This window comes from Enterobacter sp. TCD1-1 (assembly GCF_020567405.1).
Taxonomy (GTDB): Bacteria; Pseudomonadota; Gammaproteobacteria; order Enterobacterales; family Enterobacteriaceae; genus Enterobacter; species Enterobacter quasiroggenkampii.
This window is the reverse complement of the sequence record NZ_JAJCXF010000002.1, coordinates 222,778-243,842: the sequence shown is the minus strand read 5'-3', so window position 1 is coordinate 243,842 and position 21,065 is coordinate 222,778. Positions and strand designations below refer to the sequence as shown.

Below are 21,065 nucleotides of genomic sequence, written 5' to 3'. Positions count from 1 at the left end.
ACTGGACTACGGCAAAAGTGTTTGCATTCGAACAGGCATAATGCGGCCATAGTCATTAATCGTTTGCCAGCGTACCTGGCACAGCGCGGCGTCTTTACAGCCTTCGAGCTCGCGCTTGCTAAAAGGGGCGACAACGCCGCCGTCGGGTATGTTTTTTCCCCCGAGGCTGAACTGATAAAGCGTGATGTAATAAGGCGTCGGGTTATACACGACGACCTTACTTTTGCTTCGCGACCAGCGTAGAGCCTGATAAGCATCATCAGGATTACCGGTGAGCCCGGCGGGGCGATAAAAAAGTTTAAAGCGTGAACGCACTGCAGTCTGAACGCCTGCGGAGTGCTTGTTCGCAGAAGGAATGGCCGAAACGCTTAACGTGAACAGCGTTTCGCGATCTTCAGGTATGACGCCTCCCGTAAATATCAGGCGAACCGTGTTTTCACGTTCAGGATGCAATGAAAACAGCTGTGGCGTGGCGACAAATGCCGATTGCAACCCGGGCGGGGTTTCAGAGCCTGCCCAGAGGCCGCCTGGCTCGACTTTGGTGTAGATCAGGTAAGAAGCGTCAGAAGGGTTACGGACAGAAAAACTGATTGATTTCTCTTGTTCCGGATAGACAAAACGTGTTCCACCGATCGTGATCCCTGCCCTTACCTGGGGCACGGTCATCGAGAATAAAGAGAGAAGCAGCATCGTCGCCGGGAATAAACGTTCACGCATAATTAAGAATAAATGTCGTCGTCGCATTTGCCGTCCCCGTGGTGACGGTACTGGCAGTGGCTATGTAGCGGGCGTAAAAATGCAGAATGGCGTCGCTTTGATGAGGGATAATCAAGACGTCCTGGCTTTTACTTCCAATGGAAATCAGCGATTTGTCCTGATTGTAAATACCTACACCGATGCCCGTCGCATAGCCTTCACCGCCGATGAGCGTGAGCAAATCGGGGTTTACCGTGTCGGGTGTGCCATCAAAGGTAATACTGACGGAGCCTTCTGTTCCGGCACAGTTTTCCACATTAATGGCAAACGGGTGATAATCGGCCCCCATACCCGGTTGGGTGAAGTAGAGGCTTTGAACGCTGTCCATTGGGACCGTCAGCGTCTGTGAGTCAGGCGCGATAGTGCACGTCTTTTTATGGATAACGCCAGTGATATAAATTGTACCGTCGTGCGCCAGTGTACATTCAGAAAACAATGCCACCAGAAAAAGCGCGGTGAATATCATTGTTAATTTTTTTTTCATTTCCGCATCCTACTGATAGAGCAAATCAAAATACATAATGGCCGTTGCATTCCCAGGCGTAACCGCTGGCAGAGTGGATTTATACCGTAAATTAAACGTCAGGCTATTATCGCCTTGCTTTAACGGATAGATTGCTGATTCCACATTATTTATCTTGATTGGATTCAGTTCGGCATTGAGAAGCTCCACGCCAACGCCGGTCGCCATTTCGGTGGCCGTGCCTTTACCCGTGTCGCTCAGGGCTAACAGATCGGGATTATTACTATCGGGCGTACCGCTGAACCAGACTTTTGTTCCCTGGATGGCACGTGAACAATTATTCAGGTCGATGGTAAACGCTTTTTCTGGCGACGTTGTTCCCGGTACTGGAAATTCCGATGCGTCAAAGTCGCCCAGATCAACCGTTTGTTCTTTACTGTTCACATCAACATCACAAGACTCACCAATAATGGTGCCGAATATCTGGAGGTTAATTGACGCGCCATCATCCGCATAGGTGACCGGCATTCCGGAAAACAGCATCGCCAGCGGGAAAAAATAAACGATTTTCATTATTCACCCCTTACGCAAAATCGATACGTAAACATGCCAGAGCTGTGAAAACACCTTCTGCTGGAGCATTGCCTGTGGTGCTGATAGGGTAGGTTTTTAACGTTACATCGGCATGGCCCGTATCATCAGTAATAAAATCAGCGACACTGGACGTGTCGTTAGGGATCATGACGGTGCCATTTTCGTTGGTTACCACGACGCCAACATCTTTATTATCGGTTGCAAGCGCCTGGCTAACGTGCGTGTCTGCTGTTGCCACCAGTCGAAGCGTGAGATGCGCGGGTGATATCACGTCCGCATTACATTCGACAGGAACGTTAAAGGTTTTTACCGGCGCGTTATACGGCTTCTCACCGACGGTCGTGAATGAAGAACTGTTTAGTTTTCCCAGGTCAACAGTGATCACCTGTCCCGCATTAATGACGCAGTTTTGCGGCACGGTTACGGCGCCGTTGTAGGTAATTTGATAAACAATAGTATTCAGCGGGTCAGTGTTCGTTGTTGTAACATAAACATTGAACATCACTTTATTGGGGATAATCACCGTGCCAATAAACGGTTTGACAATTTTTATTCTGAACACCAGATTGGAATCATATACTGAAAAGGGTTCGTTAAGATCTTCTTTATCGACCCTCCAGTCTTTCCCCATATGGATGTAATCCGCAGGGGGATAATAATCACCAATATCAGAGTCGGTAATGCGCATCGCCCCCGCGATATAGGTTGGGTCGAGGCTCATATATTTCCACTGATCTTCTGTGAAGATAACCGGAAAGGGGCTTCGGTATGAACGATAGGTTCGAGAATCCCCGTCAGGGTGTTGCGCGCATATGGCTTCGACGCCCACATCCTGTGACTTAATCAGTTCAACAGCCTTTCCCAGCTGGTTTTCTTCTTTGGTCAACGTCGTTGACAGATCGTAATTTACAATCGTAATGCTATTTGAAAAATTATGGCAGATCACCGCCAGGCTTTTCGCTGACGTGACAAGACTCAGTAATAAAATAAAAATACGTAATTTCACCTATCGGCACTCCGCTTTTAAACGCACGAGGGACTGCTTTGTTTCAGTTAGCTTATAGATCGCAATACATTTTTTATCGCGGGTGTCGCCCCATTGCGCCGTCAGGGTGCCTGTTGAGCCCAGCCCTGACAGATAAGCTTCGCCGTTCTCGCCTACAATCGTGTCTCCCCCTTCATCACCGCGCGTGACAATGGCACCAAAGGGCACCGGTTGACCGTTATGAATTAATGAGATCATGGCACGATTGCCGGAGCGGGCTTTGAAGGTCGCGCGTACAAGGGCACCCTGGGTGGGAACAACCTGGGTAACGGCCTCGTCAATGTCCAGGTCGTCGCTCAGGGAGTTGGTATTCAGCGCCATACGGTTACGGTGGTATGCGCTGGCGTACGGCACAACGGCATAGCCTCGCCAGTCAGTGTGGATCCCGGGTCCGTCTTCAACCTTAACGTTGCTTGCGCCTGGCGCTGCGATCAGGACATTGGTATCGCCCAACGGCTGGCTCAAGGTAATGCCATTGCGGTGGGCGACAATACCGCCGCTGAGGCCATAGTTTATCTGTTGGTAGTCGCCGTTATTACTGTAGTTGTACCCCAGGTTTGCATTACCGTAGGCGCTATCATATTCCGTACTGACGCTACCGCTGGCACCGGCATGCTGATTTTGATAACCCTGCTGAACGCTGTAGCTCAGGTTATTATCCTCAAGCAGCGTTCCGTTAATGCCCGCTGTGTTGGTAACCCTACCATTATCATCGGCGCTCATGCCGTAAGTGGTATAAATGCTGTTTAAACGTTTGGTCACGTCTCCACCCGGGTGGAGCCAGAGATTAAGCGGGAATGAGAGCGTTAACGAATAAATGCGATCGCTGTTGCTCATGCCTGGCGCTTTATTGTAGTTATACGTCAGGTTATAGCTCACGCCTGCTGCCGTTCCGCTATAGCCTAGCTGCAGAAGCGTGTTTTTTTCATCGGTATGCCAGTATGTTTGCTGACTGCCGTTGAGGAAAATCGACCCGGCCTGACCCAATTGCTGGGAAATATTGGCCTGTAACTTACCGCGTTTGGTGTAGTAGAGATTGTAATAATCAGTCCACACGGGCTCATGGTCTTCGGTGCCGTTATTCGGATCGTCCTGGCCGATATACCCTTTCATCTGCTTATAGGTGGTTTCATCCAGCGTATAAAAACCGGATGTTGAGTAGCGATAACCTAACAGCTGAAAGTTGGTTCCAACGTTGTTCAGCGATTTTGCATATAAAAAACGTATTGATTGCCCGCTGTGTGAGCTACCGTCGCTCAGTTCGCTTTGGGCATGGGTGAAATCGGCCGAGACAGCACCAAAGTTACCCAGGTTTACGCCGGAACCGGCGGCAAAGGCGGCGTATTTTTCCGTCAGCTGAGAACCGCCATAAACCGTAAACCCTTTGGGTAAACCCCAGATGAGCGTCCCCTGGACAAAGTTCACGTCCTCTTGCTGATCGCTGCTACTGCGATAACGGGCAGCGGTAGCGGAATATTTTACGCTACCTTCACGCTGTAAAACCGGAACCGCAGAATAGGGTACGGAGTAACTGTTGATCGTACCGTCAGATTCTTTTACCTCGACATTCAAATCGCCGCTGGATGAGGTGGGGTAAAGATCGGTAATCGCAAATGCGCCTGGCGGGACATAGCTTTGATAGATGGTGTAACCGTTTTGTTTAACCGTCACCTGCGCATTGGATTTCGCGATCCCGCGAATGGTGGGGGCAAAACCCTTCATGCTATCCGGCAGCATGTTTTCATCCGAATTGATCTGCACTCCCCGAAACGGCAGGCTATCGAAAATATCCGACGTTGTGTAATTTTCACCTATTGTGAGCTTGCTCTTCAGTGGGATAACGGCACGTTCGACGTAGGTTTTAATGTGCTGCCAGTCTGTGTAAGTCTCTGAACCGCTGCTGCTGTAGTTCCATGTGGAAAAATCCCGCAGTCGCCAGGGACCCAGGTTAAACCCGCTGTTCATTCCTAAAAAGTAGTTGTCGGTTGTCGAACCATGATCGCCGCTATTACGGCTGTGTGAACCCGTAAAGTCGTAATTCAGCAACAGGGCATTGATCCCTTCATCCCATTGTTCTGGAGGAATATAACCACGTGCGTTATTACGCAGCGCAGCTTGCGGGATGCTGATATCCAGGCGTTGCCGTTCAAAATCAAAAAGGGTGCTGGCCGCAGGGATGGCAGAAGGTAAGTCCGCACACTGGCTCTCTTTTTCGTCTTTCAAGCCTGGAAATGCATCGACATTAACGCCCATTGCATCCAGTGATTTGAGCGATAAACAGGGCGCGAGCCCCGTATCATCATCAGTGGGTTTTGACACCTTACGAATATTAAAGGTGATGTCGCGCGTGGCGATAAAATTGTCATTCAGCCAGACGTCTACGCGGTAAACCCCGGGCGCCTGACCTGAAGTACTAAAACGGGATAAATCCGCAACCGCAGCAGGATCGCTTGAGAGGAAGGCAGGGTTGAAATAATAGTTTGCATCCGCGCTAACGGATGATAAGGCACCGAGCATGGCCAGTGTGAGAGGGGCCAAACGATGAATGACAATCCTTGTCTGATACTTACGACACTTCATTTTTCCTGCCTGCTTCAACGCGCTATGTTCGTGTTTTTTCGGGAACGTTATGCTCCAGGGCATGACTGAACAGGTGTGGTAGCACCAAAATCATTAACCGTCTGGAAACTCACCTGGCTCCCGCTTCCTGCCGGGAGATCAATGACCAGACTGTTCATGGGCGAAACCATTGTGTTTGTTAATTTCGCGCTTCCGACTTTGAGTTGAACCAGAGAAACGTAATAAGGCGATGGGTTTTTAATGGTCAGTTTGCCGTTAGCCAGCGCGCAACGCAGCGTCTTTGGCGCATCAATGGACGGCGTCGGTAACTTTTTAGGACGAATAAAAAGCTTAATAACGCTTTGGGTCGCAATCTGCAGCGTATTTCCCTGCAACTTGCTTTTATCGACCGCCGGGATGGCTTTACTGTTGAAAAAAAAGACGCTTTCTCTGTCCGTAGGCAGATCCGGTCCAGCGTACATTATTCGCACAGTGTTTTCTTTTTTTGGATGCATCACAAAAAGTGGGGGAGTAACAATAAAATCCTGAGATTTAGACTGGTCAGCATTTGCTACCCAGGATTGCACTAAAAAGGCATTGTTCTCGGAAGTATTCGTAACAGGCAATGAAATCTGCTTATCACCCTGCGGATAAATGATTCGCGTTGCGCCAAGGCCGATACCACCAGCGTGAGCCATAGTCAGCATTGAAGCGGCTAATAAAAAAGAATGAGTAATCAGCTGGCTGATAAAAGTTGCTGGAGTAATTCGTGTCATTTATATTTCACTTTCTTAAATATATAACTGAATACACAGGACACCGTATTTCGTTTAATCCTCTGTATTCAATACATATAAAAATGCGTGTTTACATTGAAAAAACCTCCTTCACACCGGGGTGTGAAGGAGGTTCAACAACCTTCCGTCCAGATCAGGAATAAACCATCTGGAAAGTTGCCGTAGACGCTACGTTACCCGGTGTTGCCGCGCCAGTCGCGATATAGTCAACGCTCAGTGGAATGATATTTTCACCGTTAATCAGACCGATCGCTGAAGACGTGGTTCCCAGGTCAAGTTTTTTACCGTCAGGGCCAAACAGTTGCAGAGCAACGTTCAGCGCAGACCCTGCACCCGCAGTATTCGCCATCGCACCCGGCTGAGTGGCATCCTGCTGGGCGTTAAAAATGACGGCAGCATTTTGGCTCACGGACGTGTCGCAGTCTTCCAGCTTGATGTGGAAATCTTCTTTCTGATTGGCCAGCATTCCGCTTTCAGTCAGTTTTACGGTACGAACCTGGCTAAGAATTACGGTCTGGTCGACGGAGTCTGCAGCGACTGAACACGCTGCATTCACAACCTGACCTACGAAGTTAACGGTACCGCCACTTACCGTTACCGTTGTGCTTTCCGCTTGTGCATTCATGGTTACAGCGCTTGCCATTGTGGCCGCAACAACCATTGCTAAGACATGCTTTTTCATACAAATCCTTTTAAATAAACAGTTCTCTGTCAAGTTGAAACAAAATTGTAAATACCTGAATCAAATAATGCTGGTTTAAAAAGCCTTGATATACAGCATTATACAATAAATATGTTTCGCACATTCTCATGATGTTCCGGGGAATTATTTTATGCGCTGATAAATATTATATCAATCTGTTGATTTCTCATTTTAAATTAGAAATTCTAAATGTATTTTTAACTTTATCTTTATTAATTTTTAGTATGAATTAGTACCGTAAATACTCGCCGCGGTGAAATTTTGCGGGTTTGTATTGCTGAGATTGATAATTGGAGTGTATTATTAAGCGTTGTCTTACAGTAAAGATTAAATATTTAATTTCGGGCTGAAATTACACGTCAAGGGAAGAGGCTATTCATTTTCATTATGGAATACTTGATTACAAATTGAAATGATTCGCGTCGGCGCTAACGTCACCTCTTCTTGCGAAAGCTGTACGGTCCGGGAATGAAGTCAATATCTGTCAACTCTGTTCCCGGACCGTACAAAAGAAAAGAGGAATAATTATATTTCTTCCACTTTTACCCGCAGCGCCACCAGCGCTTTACGCGCCGCTTTCAGCACCTGCTCACACTGCTCAATCGTCAACGTCAGCGGGGGTTCCACGCGGATGGTTTTTGAGTTGTTGAGCGTGCCGGCCACCAGCACCCGCTGGCGGAACATCTCGCTCGCGAAGCTGTAGCCGATTTCGTTGTCAACAAACTCAATGGCCATCAGCAACCCTTTGCCGCGCGCATCCTGGATCAAATCCGGGAATTCACGGCCCAGCTGGCGGAAGCCATCCAGCAGAATGTCGCCTTTTTGCTCCGCCTGCGCAGGCAGGTTTTGCTCCAGCAGCACGTTGATGGTCGCCAGCGCCGCCGCACAGGCCAGCGGGTTACCGCCAAAGGTGGTGGTATGCAGGAACGGATTGTCGAACAGCACCGAGAACACCTCTTCGGTAGCCACCGTTGCGCCAATCGGCATGACGCCGCCGCCCAACGCTTTCGCCAGGCACAGAATGTCCGGTTGAACGTTCTCGTGCTCGCAGGCAAACATCTTGCCGGTGCGCCCCATTCCGGTCTGGACTTCGTCGAGGATCAGCAGCGCGCCAAACTCATCGCACAGCTGACGCACGGCTGGCAGATAGCCCTGCGGAGGGAGGATGACGCCGCCTTCACCCTGAATCGGCTCCAGGATCACCGCCGCCACGTCATCGCCGGTTTTACGGCATTCGCTCAGTGCGGTGCGCATGGCGTGAATGTCACCGAACGGCACGTGGCGGAAGCCCGGCAGCAGTGGCATAAACGGTTTGCGGAAGGTGGATTTCGCGGTCGCCGACAGTGCGCCCAGGGATTTACCGTGGAACGCGCCGCTGGTGGCGATGAAGGTGAATTTCCCGCGCGGCGACTGGTACGCTTTGGCGAGCTTAATCGCCGCTTCGACCGATTCCGTGCCGCTGTTGCTAAAGAAGCTGTATTTCAGTTTGCCGGGCGTTAAGGCCGCCAGCGTTTTCGCGAGCATGGCGCGAAGCGGGTCGAGCAGTTCCTGGCTATGGAGAGGTTGTTTCGCAAGTTGATTCTGTACGGCGGAAACCACAACTGGATTACGGTGCCCCACGTTGAAAATTCCAAAACCTCCCAGGCAATCGATAAACTCCTGTCCCTGGGTGTCGACAAGCGTGTTCAGACTTCCCGCTTGCCACTCTACGGCTCCGTAATCCCCGCCGGCGGTAACAGATTTGCGATACTCCAGAAACCCTGGATTGACATGCTCTTTAAAGTAATCGATGACCTCTCGGTTAAGTTGTTTCATCTCCTCATGATCAAGCGTTCGCTTCTCAATGAGATTCAGTGCGTGCGCGGTACAGGCAAGAGCCGAGGCGCTGGAAGGTAACCTGTTCAAAATGTGCTCCCGGGGATCGCGTATCACATGATACTGGTTTAAGTATTGCAGGGATTACGCCACTTCAGATGCCTTAACGAAAATCGGGATAAACGCCAGGTTAAAATAATGTTGCACAATATTTAATCATGCCGATAGAAGCCAAACGAGATTTAGCGGTACGGGGCAGAGAGTATAAGGAAGGGGGTAAAAGCGCCGCTGCACTAAAGAAGTGCATACGCTGCGACTTAAGCGGGCATTAACGAGTCATGCTTTGTGGGTAATTTCTCTGCGAAAGTATTTGAAATCAATGGATTAAAAAATCGTACAAAAAGTATGGTTTAAGTCAAATCTGCGATCTCCATCAAGTTTAACAACTAAAGATAAATTGTTTACCGCCGAAAAAACAATGACCCACAAAATTAACATTCAAATAACCTGCAAGGGATGCACGCCATGTCCTCTCCAACCTATGTCACCCAGAATGAATATCCTCTGGACGATGACACCACCTTAATGTCTACCACAGACATCCACAGCTACATTACCCACGCCAACGACACCTTTGTGCAGGTGAGCGGTTACCAGCTCGATGAGCTGACGGGCCAGCCGCACAATATGGTGCGCCATCCCGATATGCCAAAAGCCGCGTTTGCCGATATGTGGTACACGCTGCAGCAGGGCGAGCCGTGGAGCGGGATTGTCAAAAACCGGCGCAAAAACGGTGACCACTACTGGGTGCGTGCTAACGCGGTGCCGATGGTGCGCCGTGGGCAGGTGACGGGCTATATGTCGATTCGCACCAGAGCCACAGCGGAAGAGATCGCCGCCGTGGAGCCGCTCTACCGGGCGCTGAACGACGGGCGCTGTAAAAAACGTATTCACAAAGGGCTGGTGGTGGGAAAGGGCTGGCTGGGTAAACTGCCGGCCATGCCGCTGCGCTGGCGCGTGCGCAGCGTGATGGCGGTGCTCTTTGCCGTACTCGCCGCCACGCTGGCCGCGACCTCCGCAGGCTGGACGCCGCTCGCCGCGGCCGCGGTGGTGATGCTGCTGGGAACGCTGCTGTTTGAGCAACAGATTGTCCGCCCGATCGAGAATGTGGCTCGACAGGCGTTGAAGGTCGCCACCGGCGAGCGCAATAGCGTGCAGCACCTGAACCGCAGCGACGAGCTGGGCCTGACGCTGCGCGCGGTAGGGCAGCTTGGCCTGATGTGCCGCTGGTTGATCAATGACGTGTCGAGCCAGGTGGTGAGCGTCCGTGACGGCAGCGACAGGCTGGCGCAGGGAAATGAAGATCTGAACGATCGTACGCGTCAGACCGTCGCGAACGTGCAGCAGACCGTCGCGACAATGAACCAGATGGCCGCGTCCGTTCAGAGTAACTCCGAAACCGCCGCCGAGGTGGACAAACTCTCCGTGGCCGCGAGCAGCGCGGCAACGAAAGGGGGCAATGCGATGCAGACCGTCGTTAAAACGATGGATGACATTGCCGACAGCACGCAGCGAATTGGCTCGATTACCTCTCTGATTAACGATATCGCTTTCCAGACCAATATTCTGGCGCTGAACGCGGCGGTTGAAGCGGCAAGGGCAGGCGAGCAGGGTAAAGGGTTTGCCGTGGTCGCGGGCGAAGTCCGCCATCTTGCCAGCCGCAGCGCCAGTGCGGCTAATGATATTCGTAAACTCATTGATGCCAGCGCCAGCAAGGTGCAGTCCGGCTCTGAGCAGGTACACGCTGCGGGCCGTACGATGGATGATATCGTTGTGCAGGTGAAAAACGTGACGCAGCTTATCGCCCAGATCAGCCACGCGACCTCCGAGCAGGCAACCGGATTATCAGAGTTAACCCGTGCGGTGGCTGAACTTGACAGCATCACGCAGAAAAACGCCGATCTGGTGGAGGAGAGCGCGCACATTTCTGCCATGGTGAAACATCGCGCCGGACGTCTTAAGGATGCGGTGACCGTGCTCCATTGAGTCAGTCATGTTCCAAAAAAGCCGTTTATACCATAAGGAATAAACGGCTTTTTATTTTTCTCATTGTGACTATTAATGTGGTTTATTGTTAATTTAATATTAAATAACTAAAGAAAGTGCCTCAGTTATTTATTCCTGCCTAAGTCAGTTCTTCAGAATCCTGTTTCAAAAATACCCCGTTTGACGGTCTGGTAACGATCGATGAAGCAATATTAATAGCCTGCACCTATGCATTGTGAGGGTTATGAAATAAAAAAACGATCAAAGTCATAAAGTTAGCCAATCCGTTACCGATAACAGCGATCGTCTGAGAAATAATCACATCGATGGAGTAAATATGTTCTTACATGACGTAAAGATCGGCACGAAATTATTTCTGGCGTTTGGGTTCTTTATTGTCCTGATGGCGATCAGCGCAAGTGTGTCTTTGCTGAGCCTGAACCGGGCAAATAATGGGATGCAATCCATTATTACCCATGACTATCCGACCACGGTAAAAGCGAACCAGTTAATCGATAACTTCCAGGAATTTATTAGCACTCAACAGCTGATGCTGCTGGACGAGCAGGGTACTTACACGGGGCAATCTCAGCAGCGTCTGAAAGAGATCAGCGAGCATATTACGGTGATTCTGGGCGAGCTGAACAACGCCTTGCAGGATCAAAAGTCTCAGCAGGTGCTGGCGGATATCCGCAGCGTGCGCCAGCAGTATCTGGATTCGCGCTACCGTATTTTGCAGGCAGTGCAAAACAACAACCGTGCGGGCGCCATTCAGGAGATGATGACCACCACCCTTGCCGTGCAGCAGGCTTATAAAGCGAAGGTGAAGGAGCTGATTGCCATTCAGAACAGCGAGATGCAGCGTGCGGGTACGCAGGTGGAAGGGGATTTCAGGTCTAACCGTCTGCTGCTGATCCTGCTCACGCTCTTTAGCGTTGCGGCAGGCAGCCTGATTGGCTGGTTTATCGTGCGCGCTATCACCCGCCCGCTCGGTGAGGCGGTGAATTTCGCAAAAGCGATTTCAGAGGGCGATCTGACGGGCAGCATCACGCCGCACGGTAAAGACGAAACGGGCTTGTTGCTGCATGCGCTGATGGAGATGAAGACGCGTCTGCTGGACATTGTGCAGCAGGTGCAGACCGGCTCGGAGAATATCTCCAGCGCAGCCGCGCAGATTGTCGCCGGGAACCAGGATCTGGCCGCACGTACGGAAGAGCAGGCCAGCTCCGTTGAACAGACCGCCGCCTCGATGGAGCAGATCACCGCGACGGTGAAAAATACCGCCTCGCATACCGGTGAAGCGACCAATCTTTCTGCCGATGCCGCCACAGTGGTCAAAAACAACGGTGAGATGATGAAGCAGGTGACCAGCAAAATGCGCCTGATTAACGAGACCTCCAACCGGATGTCCGACATTATCGACCTGATCGACGCCATTGCATTCCAGACCAACATTCTGGCGCTGAACGCGGCGGTGGAAGCGGCGCGCGCCGGTGAGCATGGCCGCGGCTTTGCGGTGGTCGCCGGAGAGGTACGCCAGCTTGCCCAGAAGAGCGCGTCGTCTGCCAGCGAAATCCGGGAGCTGATTGAGAGTTCCACCAGCCAGACCCAGGACGGGATGAACCTGGTCGAAAAAGCGAGTGGTCTGATTAACGGCATGGTCGGCAACGTGGAGGAGATGGATGCGATCCTGCGTGAGATCCGTCAGGCCAGCCATGAGCAGACGGAGGGGATCTCGCAGATCAACAGCGCGATTGGCCTGATTGACGCCACCACCCAGCAAAACTCCGCGCTGGTGGAGGAGTCCGTCGCGGCGGCGGCATCGCTTAATGAACAGGCGATGCACCTGAAAGAGCTGGTACGCGTCTTCCGCGTGAGCGAGCACGCACCGGCTTAATCCAGCTGGGAGATCTCCAGCGCCGCGCGGTCAATCACGCCGATGATCTGCTTAAGCTGCGCGTCGCTGAGTTCTCCCTGATTTACCTTCAGGTCCAGTACCGCCTTGAAGTTATCCAGCGCCCGCTTCATCTGCGGGTTTTTGCGTAGCTGAAAGCCGACGCTGCGCGCTTTGATACGCACCTGGATCTGTTCCAGCTGTTCCTGGTTTTCATCCAGCCAGCGTTGTCCTTCAGCGGTAATCGCAATGCGCTTACGCCCGTTTTCTTCTTCCGTAATGGTGATAAATGTCTGATCCTGCAGATAATCCAGGGTGGGATAGATGACGCCCGGGCTCGGGGTGTAGTTTCCCTGCGTCAGGTTCTCGATCTCTTTGATCAGCTCGTAGCCGTGGCTTGCGCTACGGGTCAGGATATCCAGAATCACCAGCCGTAGATCGCCGTGGCCAAAAAAGCGCGGCCGACGCCCGCCGCCATCGTGTTCGTGTCGCATAATATGCCCTTCATTTTGATATATCTTAACTATATCTAAGATATATTCAGATGCAATCTAAAAGATCTTGCATTTTTCCTTATTAGTAATCATTATCATTTGAAAATTGATTTAGATATATCGTATTCACCAGAAAAGGGTCTAAAAATGGCATCTACCCGTTATCCACAGCGTGTTCGTAATGACCTGCGTTTTCGCGAACTGACGGTGCTCCGCGTTGAGCGCGTCAGCGCGGGTTTCCAGCGCATTGTGCTAGGCGGCGAGGCGCTGGAGGGCTTTAGCTCCCGCGGTTTCGACGACCATACCAAAGTCTTTTTCCCGGCACCCGGGACGACGTTTACGCCGCCGGTGGTCACCGATGAAGGCATCGACTGGGGTGACGGCGTGCGTCCGCAGGCGCGCGACTATACGCCGCTCTACGATGAGGCCCGTCATGAGCTGGCGTTGGATTTCTTCATTCATGACGGCGGCATAGCCAGCGGATGGGCGCTACAGGCGAAGGTAGGCGATAAGCTGACCATCGGCGGCCCGCGCGGTTCGCTGGTGGTGCCGGAGGATTACGCCTGGCAGCTGTACGTGTGCGACGAGTCCGGCATGCCCGCGCTGCGTCGACGCTTAGAGAGTATTGCGCAACTGCCGGTTCGCCCGGATGTGCAGGCGGTCGTGACGGTTGGGGATGAATCGTATAAGGACTATCTGGCGCACCTGAGCGCATTCAACATCACCTGGGTGGTGGGCCACAGCGAGCAGGCCGTCGCGGACCATCTGGCGACGCTGACCGTTCCGGGGGACGATTACTTTATCTGGCTGACCGGGGAAGGGAAGGTGGTGAAAAGCCTGAGCCGTCAGTTTGAAGCCGACGCCATTGACCCGCAGCTGGTGCGTGCCAGCGCATACTGGCACGCCAAATAATCAGGCTGCCGAATCCAGCTGCGCTTCGCTCACCTGATGTTCGAGCGAGGCGCGGACCTCGTGCAGCGCTTTCTCCTGCTGAGCAAAGTACGCTTCCATATTGCTCAGCGAGGAGACCAGCAGCCAGGACTCCTCTTTCTCCAGCTCCGCCAGCTCGTTCACTAAGGTGTCGATCTGCTCGCGGACCTGCGCCATTTTTTTGCGGATACGTTCCAGATCGTTCAGCCTGTCGCTGGCCATCAATGGCTCGAAGCCCTGTTGCAGGCGGGCCACCAGCGAGCGAATGGCTTTCACATCGCCGCGCTGCTTCGCCTGGTTAAGCTGCACCATCATGTTGTTGGCTTCTTCTTTCAGATCGTCCGCCACCAGATCCGGGTGGCAAAGCTTGCTCGCCTGCCGCCAGAGACGCTTGAGTTCGTTCTGGTCCTCTTGCGAAAGATGCTTACCTTTGCGTAGCCGCACTTCGGCATCGTGATGCTGTTCGCGATATTTCTCGTACTCTTCGTTGGCCTCGTCGCGAGCCTGACGCGCAGGCTCCTCTTCGCGCGTTAAGCCGCTCTCCAGCTCCATCGCTTCGGCCAGCAGGTTGGCAATCAGATTGCTTTGCTGCTCCAGATGCTTACGCGCCTCGGCGGCCTGGACGGAGTCAGCCGGGAGATCACGCCAGCGCTGGGTGAGCGTCGCCAGCACCTCTACCGCCTGCGCCATATAGTGCTGGCAGCGACGGTAATCCTCCTCGCGACGACGCGCTTCTGCCTGCTGACGACGTAGGTTCAGCTCCGCCAGCGTTTTACGCAGGGCGAGGATCTGCTGCATCAGCGGCCCGAGGCGGGAGAAATAGAGATCGTTGAACTCATCAAGCTGCTGCACCCGCGCGTTGCGGCGGTCAATCAGATCGCGCAGACGTTCTTCCAGCGCCTTCAGCTCCAGCTTGCTGGCCGCCACCTGCGGATCGCGCCACGGGGTCACGGCGCGCTGGCCCTGCAGCCAGGCGGTAATGGCCGCCATGGCCGCAGTGTAGTTCTTCTCCTCAAGCGCCACGACGATTGCCTGTAGCTCATCGTCAAACGCTTCATTTTTCAGGCGTGTCAGCTGGCTCTGGATGATGTCGTCATCTTCCAGTTCAATGGCATTTTTAATGATTTCTAGCCGTTTGATCGGTGTGCTCATGATGCCTTTCGCTTTGGCGCTTAAGTATTTGAGTTAAGGTTAGTTGTTGTAAAAGCTACAGGAAATAATACACACGGATGATGATCGGCGCGATGGGGGATTTCTTTAGTTTTGCAGTTTGTGAGGTGGGGAAGTGAGCAGGAGCCTGTAAGGTGGAGGGTGAGGATAGCTCCGTTTCCTGCTCTACCTGTGAAACCACGCTTGGCTATTGGCTTTGTAGTTCCTTCAACGCGCCTTGTGCGGCATTCTCAATCTGTTCGCAGAACGCTTTCCCGCCTTCCGGGCAGCTATCCGCGGCGTTTCTCACGACTTTATCGAGCTCGCGATCGTTCGTGGTCGTATCGATGTGATTAATCATCCATGACTCAAAAGCGCGATCGTTTACAGATAGCTGCATGAGTTGATGGGAGGTATTCCAGTTGTTGGCTAACAGCCCGACAATAGTCGCTGATATCCCTTCTGCGATATATCCCTCATCACACTGTCTGTAATTTTTGTAAAAAGAATGGACGCCTTGCCAGTCGTGAATGGCAGAGGCTGCGTTATCTGCCTTGTCCATTTCATCAACAGAAGTACAGTCGTTTGCATAAGCCACGCGCGATATCACTAACATAATCAAAAACAGCTGCATCGTTTTCATATCAAGTTCATTCCCGGTGGGATATAGATATTTTCAAATTTCTGCGTCGCACTCATGGCCGAGCAGGCGCTGTTATTTAATACGGTGATGGTTGAAAGGGAGGATTTGGCCATGTGCTCTTTTATTTTCTTCATCGCCTCATCAGTAGTTCGAATGCATCCCATCGTCGGATGTTCTGGCCCCGGTTTATAACGGCTATGCGCCTGACCTGAATGTACACCTACTCCCGGGTGTCCAGGATAGCTAAATCGAATGATTCCATAAGTCCCATACGAACCATCTTCACTATCGCCTGGGTGTAAATGTGGCTTTGATTTATCCTGTATCTGATATGTGCCGTTACTAATGTGTTTGAATGTGGCTCTGCGATCGACGTTATTATAAGCGGTCCACGTGTCAACAATAGAGCCATAACTATCTAGCAATGAAAGCGTATGGGCACAACCATCAAAAGTAAGTCTGGCCATAAATGCCTCCGCTAGGCTGTAGTTCTTTCATTCCATGAATCAGAGTGAATGAGATTGCCATCGACAAATTTCCAGGTGATTTTCTCGTAGCGTAGTTCAACGATTTCCATATGGTTAAGATGCTGGGTGTGCGGATCTTTACAGTTCGCCATTACCGGTGTAACCGAAACGACTTTGACGTTTTCCAAAAACATATTGAAATATTCCTCTTCCAGACCTGCATCGTTTATCCGATACCATTTCATCTCCGCTGATTTCAGAAGCTGCCCGGTAGATACGGCTTTGTACAGATAGGTCGAGGCGCTATCAAACTCTTTCCCGATAGTAAAAGCACCGTGTACACGTGTTCCTGTTTGTTTTCCCGTATTACCGTCTACAGGGATATGCAGGCCATGTGAAAAGGAGATCACTTCAATACTGCCTTCACGATTTTGTACGTCAGATGACCCTTTGATGGGGGCGCCGCCGTCGTCTTTAAGAAATAAATGAGCTGGAATTGGCATAAGTAGGTTTCCAAATGGCTGATAAATTATTTATACGTTACATTATTATCTTTTTTCAATTTGTAACTTTTTTCTTTTTTTAGGATACAGTAATTAATTTATGGCATGTAGAATGATATTCTTATTAGCAAGGTGAATGTATGGCGCTCGCTGTTAATGTTTAACGAAAGCCTGGCTCGCTAATGTTTTCATCGTAAACAGCAGATGTGTTAACCCGGCCATTAGGCCGGGATATCATTGAAAACATTATTTTTATCGCTTTATAATGGGGTCATCTCCTAAGTCATTCAATGCACCCGGAAATGTCTTCAACCATTTTTCTACTTTCTGTTTGTTAATATTCACCACACTCATGCCTTCAAGGCATCCCCATAATTCGCGTGTATGTTGTGGCGTAATGATAATACAATCCTTCATAACCCGAATTTTGACAGGCATTCCATTAATAAAACCTGCATTAGATAGCCGCTTACCACTTAGGGGAAGGGAGTGGCAATCCACGCGAGAATAAAGCTCTCAGCAGGCTGTACAGTCTTCGGGTGTTTCTGCCCGAGGATGAACGGGCGCGGCATCGGTTCGATTGCCGTGAAGTCGGCGAGTATCGTTCTTGCGTATCAGATCGCGGTTTTCAATTATAGTGGTAAAAGCGTCTGATTCTTTTTTGAAAACAGTAAACTCTGGCTTAAAAACCATCGCAGCCATATTCAACTCCTTCTAAGTTGTTTGTGGTTAGCGGTATGGAGGTGTTCCACCACCTTCATATCGCGACCTATTGTCTTATTAATCTATCCTACTTTTCATCGCTTCCTTAACGGGGATGGCGTTTACGCTGAGTACATTACATCCAACTGAATAAAAATACAGTATTGAATGATACGATAATGTTGAAATGTGCGAGCTGGATTCGGAAATATAGGGATCAGGAGAGGATTAAATTCAGCCAGTCATCATTTTTTAGTTTTCGATAAACTGGAGTGATATATTTTTTTATATAAGACAACGTCTCATCAGCACTCGTTTCAGAGGCTAATGTTTGATATTCCCCACCTAGATCATCATAAAGATGATTGTACAACCAACTCAGATAACGACAGGCTCTGGCAAAGAACCCAGGAGGAGAGTTCAGAAAAGCTGCCGCAAAACCGTATAAAAGAGTCTCTGCTATCCTTGCATCTTCGCAATGAACCAGATTCCAGAGCTGAATTTTCAGGCAGGTTAACGCACTGGTCCGTTTATCAGGATAGTTCAGGCCTGCTTCATGCCGGTCAGCATCGAGATCTCTTTTCAATGCTCGGTCGTCCTGGATTTTATCCTGGTTTAACGAGGCAAAGATTAATCGCGCCTCCGACTCGTCGCCTGCCATGACCTGCACCTCTGCCCATTCGAGAACTTTTTTGTCATAGTCTTCTCTAACTAACGGGTATAGCGGTTCGCCGGACTTTTTAAGGCATAGCAGATCATTAAGTGTATAAGGGTATAAAGACGTCAGCATCCCGGGCTCCTGATGGTACATCAGGGCAAGGATATTAGCAGCTTACGGCCAATAAAAAAGCCATCTCAGAAGGTAGCTAAAATATGGTGGCTCCTGCTGGACTGAACCAGCGACCAAGCGATTATGAGCTCCTGCCGGGACAACAGAAAATCAATAGTTTGCGTTATTTATCATTGGCATAGATTGCCATTCTTTGCCAGTGATTACCTATCATTCGCCATATCCTTTTGCGGAATCTGTTTGGTATGAAGGCATTTTGTTAGAGTTAATCAGGAACGAGCCAAGCACTTAATGGTTGTACTACTTTTGTTATTCCTTGAGTAAATTCTTTAATTTTATAAGAGGCGCTTTGAAAAAGAATATAATCACATGTGGATTCTAACGCCAAATAAATTTCTCTTGAAGTTGCACAACTATAGAGAAGCGCGACTTTTATGTTTCTCTGGCCCTTTTTTGCTTCAACGGTAATATACTCGCCTTCTTTTATAGGGTCTTCAAAGTTGTAACATTGCCATCCTTTATTTTTAAGGTTTGCAATTACCTCTTTATCCATCCTTTCACTCAATATTCCTGCTCGTAAGAGCCATCCATCATCTGATGCTGTGGATGTATGAGGAAGCCCCTCTCTGGCTTGAATTGTGGCAATAGCCATTTTTTTATGAGCCTGTAGCTCTAAACATGCTAATATTTCCAAATGAAGTGATTCAGAATTTTTATTATAGGAGGGTGTGAATATACTCAATTTACTTCCTTTAACCGCAAAACACTCTACAAAAGCTAATGCTTGAATAAGACCAATAGCTCTAAAAAAAATAGTTTTATGATGCCAGATATTTGACAATGAATGTGCAAAGTGATGTCTATTGAATCCGGAATAATTAGTATAATTATTGGTGTCTGCATAGAAACTCTCAACAAGCCAATCTCTTATCGTTTCTAAGATTAAAATTCGTTCATTCGTCGTGATTAAAAATGTTTCTTCACGATATTCTCTTGGAATCCAGCCTGCATTATGTATATCCATCAGGAGTGCATTTAAGCAGGCATTATCAATGCACTTGTTCACATTACTAATGGTATCAGAACGTCTACTTGCTACACCAAGAATGCTTCTTATAATGTCTTCAATAATTGGTATCAGCGAAGCTGTTGCTGATACCTGCATGCCGCTGTAGAATGCAAGAATCGCCTCCCTTATAATTGGAAGATGTTTGTTAAAAGAGGGTGATTTAGGTAGCACTTGCATTGTGATCGGAATAATTGTAGATAGATCGTAAATTCGAGGGAATGCATAATCGAACATTTCCTGAAACTTCCGTTTATCATAGTGTTTACGGGTCTTTGGTGTTGCCCCTGTGAATTTAAAAGTATCATGAAGTTTTAGATTATTTATATATACAGGAATAAACCAATCAACTGATTTCCAAAATTCTCGTATGTTTTTTGTTGGCTCTATATTTGATTGGTAATTTTTTACGTCTTCTATTTTAGTTCTTGGTAGTATGATTTTTCCAATGTCGCTATTAAGTAGTACACCTTTCATCATATGTTGATAACCAAAATCAACCTCTTTTAATTCTAAAATTGATATACCCATTCTTTGCGCTCTTTCTCTTATATCATCCAGGCTGACGTGAGACATTAGATCTTGATTTTTTAGCATTAACCAAAGACCTTTAAGTTTAGGGTTTAATCCAGATTCATCGAGGTACATGGTAATTCTCTTTAAAAGGTAATTGTTTATTTAGTGGGTTGAGTTTGACTGCATCTTCTAAGTGAGCTGGGGCAAAATGAGCATAGTGCATCGTCATTTTTATGCCAGTGTGACCTAGCACGCGTTGTACGACCAGAATATTACCGCCATTCATCGTAAAATGGCTGGCAAAGGTGTGGTGTAAAACGTGGGTAAACTGTTCTGCCGGTAATTCAATGCCTGTTCTTTCCAGCGCAGACCGGAACGCTCCATAACAATCACCAAACAACTAACGTTTTCTGTCATCAGGTAGGGTGTCGTAGAGTTCTGTGCTGACTGGGACGGTGCGATTTTTTCTGCCTTTCATATTTGTTTAGGTGAATTTGTGTTTCGCAAGCTGGCTTTTTTTCAGGCTTTCGGCTACAGACCATCATGCACCACTGGTGAAGCAGATTCTTATCACGGTTTCTAAATCAGGGTCGCCATATCGTTTGCACTCCCCGAGAAGTAACGAAATCTGGTCGTTAGTTAGCCTGGCAATTTCCATTTCTTCGGTGCGGAATGGGCGCATATTTCCCAGTGGATTTGCACCATTCCATTCTCTGGGGCGGTTCAGCTCATTGAACATCGCGCTAAAGTAGACCAGTTCAAGATTAAGTGCCCGAGCAGAAACCTGTTTAACCCTATTTGAAAGGGTATATTCACCCTTTAGCCTCTTTTCCCGGTAGCGGGATAACATCTGCGCATCGAAATCGCGTGCAAGAGGTTCACCCATACACTTAAAAGCATGGTGCTGGCTAACCGGCGTTTCAAGCCGTCTTTCAGTGTAATACCATGAGCGCTATACAATGAGTCAACCAGCTCTTTTAAAGTGCGCCTGTCTTCTTTTTCTTCCTGCCACGGAATTTGGACGGTGTGCTGTTCAAACGCTAGTGCCTCTCCTTTGGTGGCGAATTTCTTTCTGATACATCTACATTTTGCCCCGTTTGGATAAAGCTCATAAATCTAAAAGGCAGCAGGAT

18 protein-coding genes and 2 pseudogenes are annotated in these 21,065 nt (G+C 49.4%); 3 read left to right on the top strand and 17 right to left on the bottom strand.

The window, feature by feature from the left end:
- Window positions 1-6: 6 nt before the first annotated feature.
- From LJA86_RS14025 to ygjG, 8 genes are all read right to left on the bottom strand, one after another.
- Window positions 7-690 (bottom strand): molecular chaperone, encoded by a 684-nt coding sequence (locus tag LJA86_RS14025; protein WP_229226326.1) that lies wholly within the window; start codon window positions 688-690, stop codon window positions 7-9.
- A 19-nt stretch (window positions 691-709) separates the two neighbouring features.
- Window positions 710-1,240: a fimbrial protein gene (locus tag LJA86_RS14020; RefSeq protein WP_052714386.1), complete on the bottom strand. Its 531-nt coding sequence runs from the start codon at window positions 1,238-1,240 to the stop codon at window positions 710-712.
- Between the two features lie 9 nt (window positions 1,241-1,249).
- A complete protein-coding gene (locus LJA86_RS14015; protein ID WP_048028921.1) occupies window positions 1,250-1,792 on the bottom strand; it encodes a fimbrial protein in 543 nt (180 codons plus the stop codon).
- A 10-nt stretch (window positions 1,793-1,802) separates the two neighbouring features.
- Window positions 1,803-2,819: a fimbrial protein gene (locus LJA86_RS14010; protein WP_045910051.1), complete on the bottom strand. Its 1,017-nt coding sequence runs from the start codon at window positions 2,817-2,819 to the stop codon at window positions 1,803-1,805.
- Complete coding sequence (locus LJA86_RS14005; protein WP_045910050.1) at window positions 2,820-5,438, bottom strand: fimbrial biogenesis usher protein; 2,619 nt, start codon at window positions 5,436-5,438, stop codon at window positions 2,820-2,822.
- A 47-nt stretch (window positions 5,439-5,485) separates the two neighbouring features.
- Window positions 5,486-6,193 carry a fimbria/pilus periplasmic chaperone gene (locus LJA86_RS14000; protein ID WP_048028923.1) on the bottom strand — a complete coding sequence of 236 codons (708 nt, stop codon included), beginning with the start codon at window positions 6,191-6,193 and terminating at the stop codon, window positions 5,486-5,488.
- A 154-nt stretch (window positions 6,194-6,347) separates the two neighbouring features.
- Complete coding sequence (locus LJA86_RS13995) at window positions 6,348-6,896, bottom strand: fimbrial protein BcfA (RefSeq protein WP_048028925.1); 549 nt, start codon at window positions 6,894-6,896, stop codon at window positions 6,348-6,350.
- 546 nt (window positions 6,897-7,442) lie between these two features.
- Window positions 7,443-8,822, bottom strand: coding sequence for a putrescine aminotransferase (gene ygjG, locus LJA86_RS13990; protein ID WP_063622468.1), 1,380 nt, complete (start codon window positions 8,820-8,822; stop codon window positions 7,443-7,445).
- A 435-nt stretch (window positions 8,823-9,257) separates the two neighbouring features.
- Here ygjG and LJA86_RS13985 point away from each other — a divergent pair, with 435 nt between their 5' ends.
- Window positions 9,258-10,778, top strand: a complete 1,521-nt coding sequence (locus LJA86_RS13985; protein ID WP_047072884.1) for a PAS domain-containing methyl-accepting chemotaxis protein — start codon at window positions 9,258-9,260, stop codon at window positions 10,776-10,778.
- Window positions 10,779-11,115: 337 nt separating this feature from the next.
- Window positions 11,116-12,675: a methyl-accepting chemotaxis protein gene (locus tag LJA86_RS13980; protein WP_045910045.1), complete on the top strand. Its 1,560-nt coding sequence runs from the start codon at window positions 11,116-11,118 to the stop codon at window positions 12,673-12,675.
- Here the strand turns inward: LJA86_RS13980 and LJA86_RS13975 are convergent.
- Window positions 12,672-13,166 (bottom strand): PadR family transcriptional regulator, encoded by a 495-nt coding sequence (locus tag LJA86_RS13975; RefSeq protein WP_045910044.1) that lies wholly within the window; start codon window positions 13,164-13,166, stop codon window positions 12,672-12,674. The genes LJA86_RS13980 and LJA86_RS13975 overlap by 4 nt on opposite strands.
- A gap of 147 nt (window positions 13,167-13,313) precedes the next feature.
- Between LJA86_RS13975 and LJA86_RS13970 the strand changes: the two genes are divergently transcribed.
- Window positions 13,314-14,078 (top strand): siderophore-interacting protein, encoded by a 765-nt coding sequence (locus LJA86_RS13970; RefSeq protein ID WP_063622465.1) that lies wholly within the window; start codon window positions 13,314-13,316, stop codon window positions 14,076-14,078.
- Here LJA86_RS13970 and LJA86_RS13965 read toward each other — a convergent pair whose 3' ends face one another.
- From LJA86_RS13965 to LJA86_RS13930, 8 genes and pseudogenes are all read right to left on the bottom strand, one after another.
- Window positions 14,079-15,248, bottom strand: a complete 1,170-nt coding sequence (locus tag LJA86_RS13965; protein ID WP_063622462.1) for a hypothetical protein — start codon at window positions 15,246-15,248, stop codon at window positions 14,079-14,081.
- A 205-nt stretch (window positions 15,249-15,453) separates the two neighbouring features.
- Window positions 15,454-15,888: a hypothetical protein gene (locus tag LJA86_RS13960; protein ID WP_111967449.1), complete on the bottom strand. Its 435-nt coding sequence runs from the start codon at window positions 15,886-15,888 to the stop codon at window positions 15,454-15,456.
- On the bottom strand, window positions 15,885-16,355 hold the full coding sequence (locus LJA86_RS13955; RefSeq protein ID WP_229226325.1) for a L,D-transpeptidase family protein: 471 nt from the start codon (window positions 16,353-16,355) through the stop codon (window positions 15,885-15,887). Before LJA86_RS13955 ends, LJA86_RS13960 begins: the two co-directional genes overlap by 4 nt.
- A gap of 11 nt (window positions 16,356-16,366) precedes the next feature.
- The gene (locus tag LJA86_RS13950; protein ID WP_111967451.1) at window positions 16,367-16,858 is read right to left on the bottom strand and encodes an Hcp family type VI secretion system effector; all 492 of its coding nucleotides are present in this window, start codon (window positions 16,856-16,858) and stop codon (window positions 16,367-16,369) included.
- Window positions 16,859-17,110: 252 nt separating this feature from the next.
- A pseudogene (locus LJA86_RS13945) lies at window positions 17,111-17,560 on the bottom strand (SymE family type I addiction module toxin).
- Between the two features lie 217 nt (window positions 17,561-17,777).
- Window positions 17,778-18,350 carry a hypothetical protein gene (locus LJA86_RS13940; RefSeq protein WP_229226324.1) on the bottom strand — a complete coding sequence of 191 codons (573 nt, stop codon included), beginning with the start codon at window positions 18,348-18,350 and terminating at the stop codon, window positions 17,778-17,780.
- Between the two features lie 265 nt (window positions 18,351-18,615).
- Window positions 18,616-20,064: a hypothetical protein gene (locus LJA86_RS13935; protein WP_229226323.1), complete on the bottom strand. Its 1,449-nt coding sequence runs from the start codon at window positions 20,062-20,064 to the stop codon at window positions 18,616-18,618.
- A pseudogene (locus LJA86_RS13930) lies at window positions 20,051-21,048 on the bottom strand (phage integrase). The gene LJA86_RS13935 and the pseudogene LJA86_RS13930 overlap by 14 nt, the downstream one beginning before the upstream one ends.
- Between the last annotated feature and the right edge of the window lie 17 nt (window positions 21,049-21,065).

Bases quoted from the DNA above. Each gene is read 5' to 3' on its own strand.
- LJA86_RS14025 (WP_229226326.1), bottom strand. From the start codon at position 690: ATGCTGCTTCTCTCTTTATTCTCGATGACCGTGCCCCAGGTAAGGGCA.
- LJA86_RS14020 (WP_052714386.1), bottom strand. From the start codon at position 1,240: ATGAAAAAAAAATTAACAATGATATTCACCGCGCTTTTTCTGGTGGCA.
- LJA86_RS14015 (WP_048028921.1), bottom strand. From the start codon at position 1,792: ATGAAAATCGTTTATTTTTTCCCGCTGGCGATGCTGTTTTCCGGAATG.
- LJA86_RS14005 (WP_045910050.1), bottom strand. From the start codon at position 5,438: ATGAAGTGTCGTAAGTATCAGACAAGGATTGTCATTCATCGTTTGGCC.
- LJA86_RS14000 (WP_048028923.1), bottom strand. From the start codon at position 6,193: ATGACACGAATTACTCCAGCAACTTTTATCAGCCAGCTGATTACTCAT.
- LJA86_RS13995 (WP_048028925.1), bottom strand. From the start codon at position 6,896: ATGAAAAAGCATGTCTTAGCAATGGTTGTTGCGGCCACAATGGCAAGC.
- LJA86_RS13985 (WP_047072884.1), top strand. From the start codon at position 9,258: ATGTCCTCTCCAACCTATGTCACCCAGAATGAATATCCTCTGGACGAT.
- LJA86_RS13980 (WP_045910045.1), top strand. From the start codon at position 11,116: ATGTTCTTACATGACGTAAAGATCGGCACGAAATTATTTCTGGCGTTT.
- LJA86_RS13975 (WP_045910044.1), bottom strand. From the start codon at position 13,166: ATGCGACACGAACACGATGGCGGCGGGCGTCGGCCGCGCTTTTTTGGC.
- LJA86_RS13970 (WP_063622465.1), top strand. From the start codon at position 13,314: ATGGCATCTACCCGTTATCCACAGCGTGTTCGTAATGACCTGCGTTTT.
- LJA86_RS13965 (WP_063622462.1), bottom strand. From the start codon at position 15,248: ATGAGCACACCGATCAAACGGCTAGAAATCATTAAAAATGCCATTGAA.
- LJA86_RS13960 (WP_111967449.1), bottom strand. From the start codon at position 15,888: ATGAAAACGATGCAGCTGTTTTTGATTATGTTAGTGATATCGCGCGTG.
- LJA86_RS13955 (WP_229226325.1), bottom strand. From the start codon at position 16,355: ATGGCCAGACTTACTTTTGATGGTTGTGCCCATACGCTTTCATTGCTA.
- LJA86_RS13950 (WP_111967451.1), bottom strand. From the start codon at position 16,858: ATGCCAATTCCAGCTCATTTATTTCTTAAAGACGACGGCGGCGCCCCC.
- LJA86_RS13940 (WP_229226324.1), bottom strand. From the start codon at position 18,350: ATGCTGACGTCTTTATACCCTTATACACTTAATGATCTGCTATGCCTT.
- LJA86_RS13935 (WP_229226323.1), bottom strand. From the start codon at position 20,064: ATGTACCTCGATGAATCTGGATTAAACCCTAAACTTAAAGGTCTTTGG.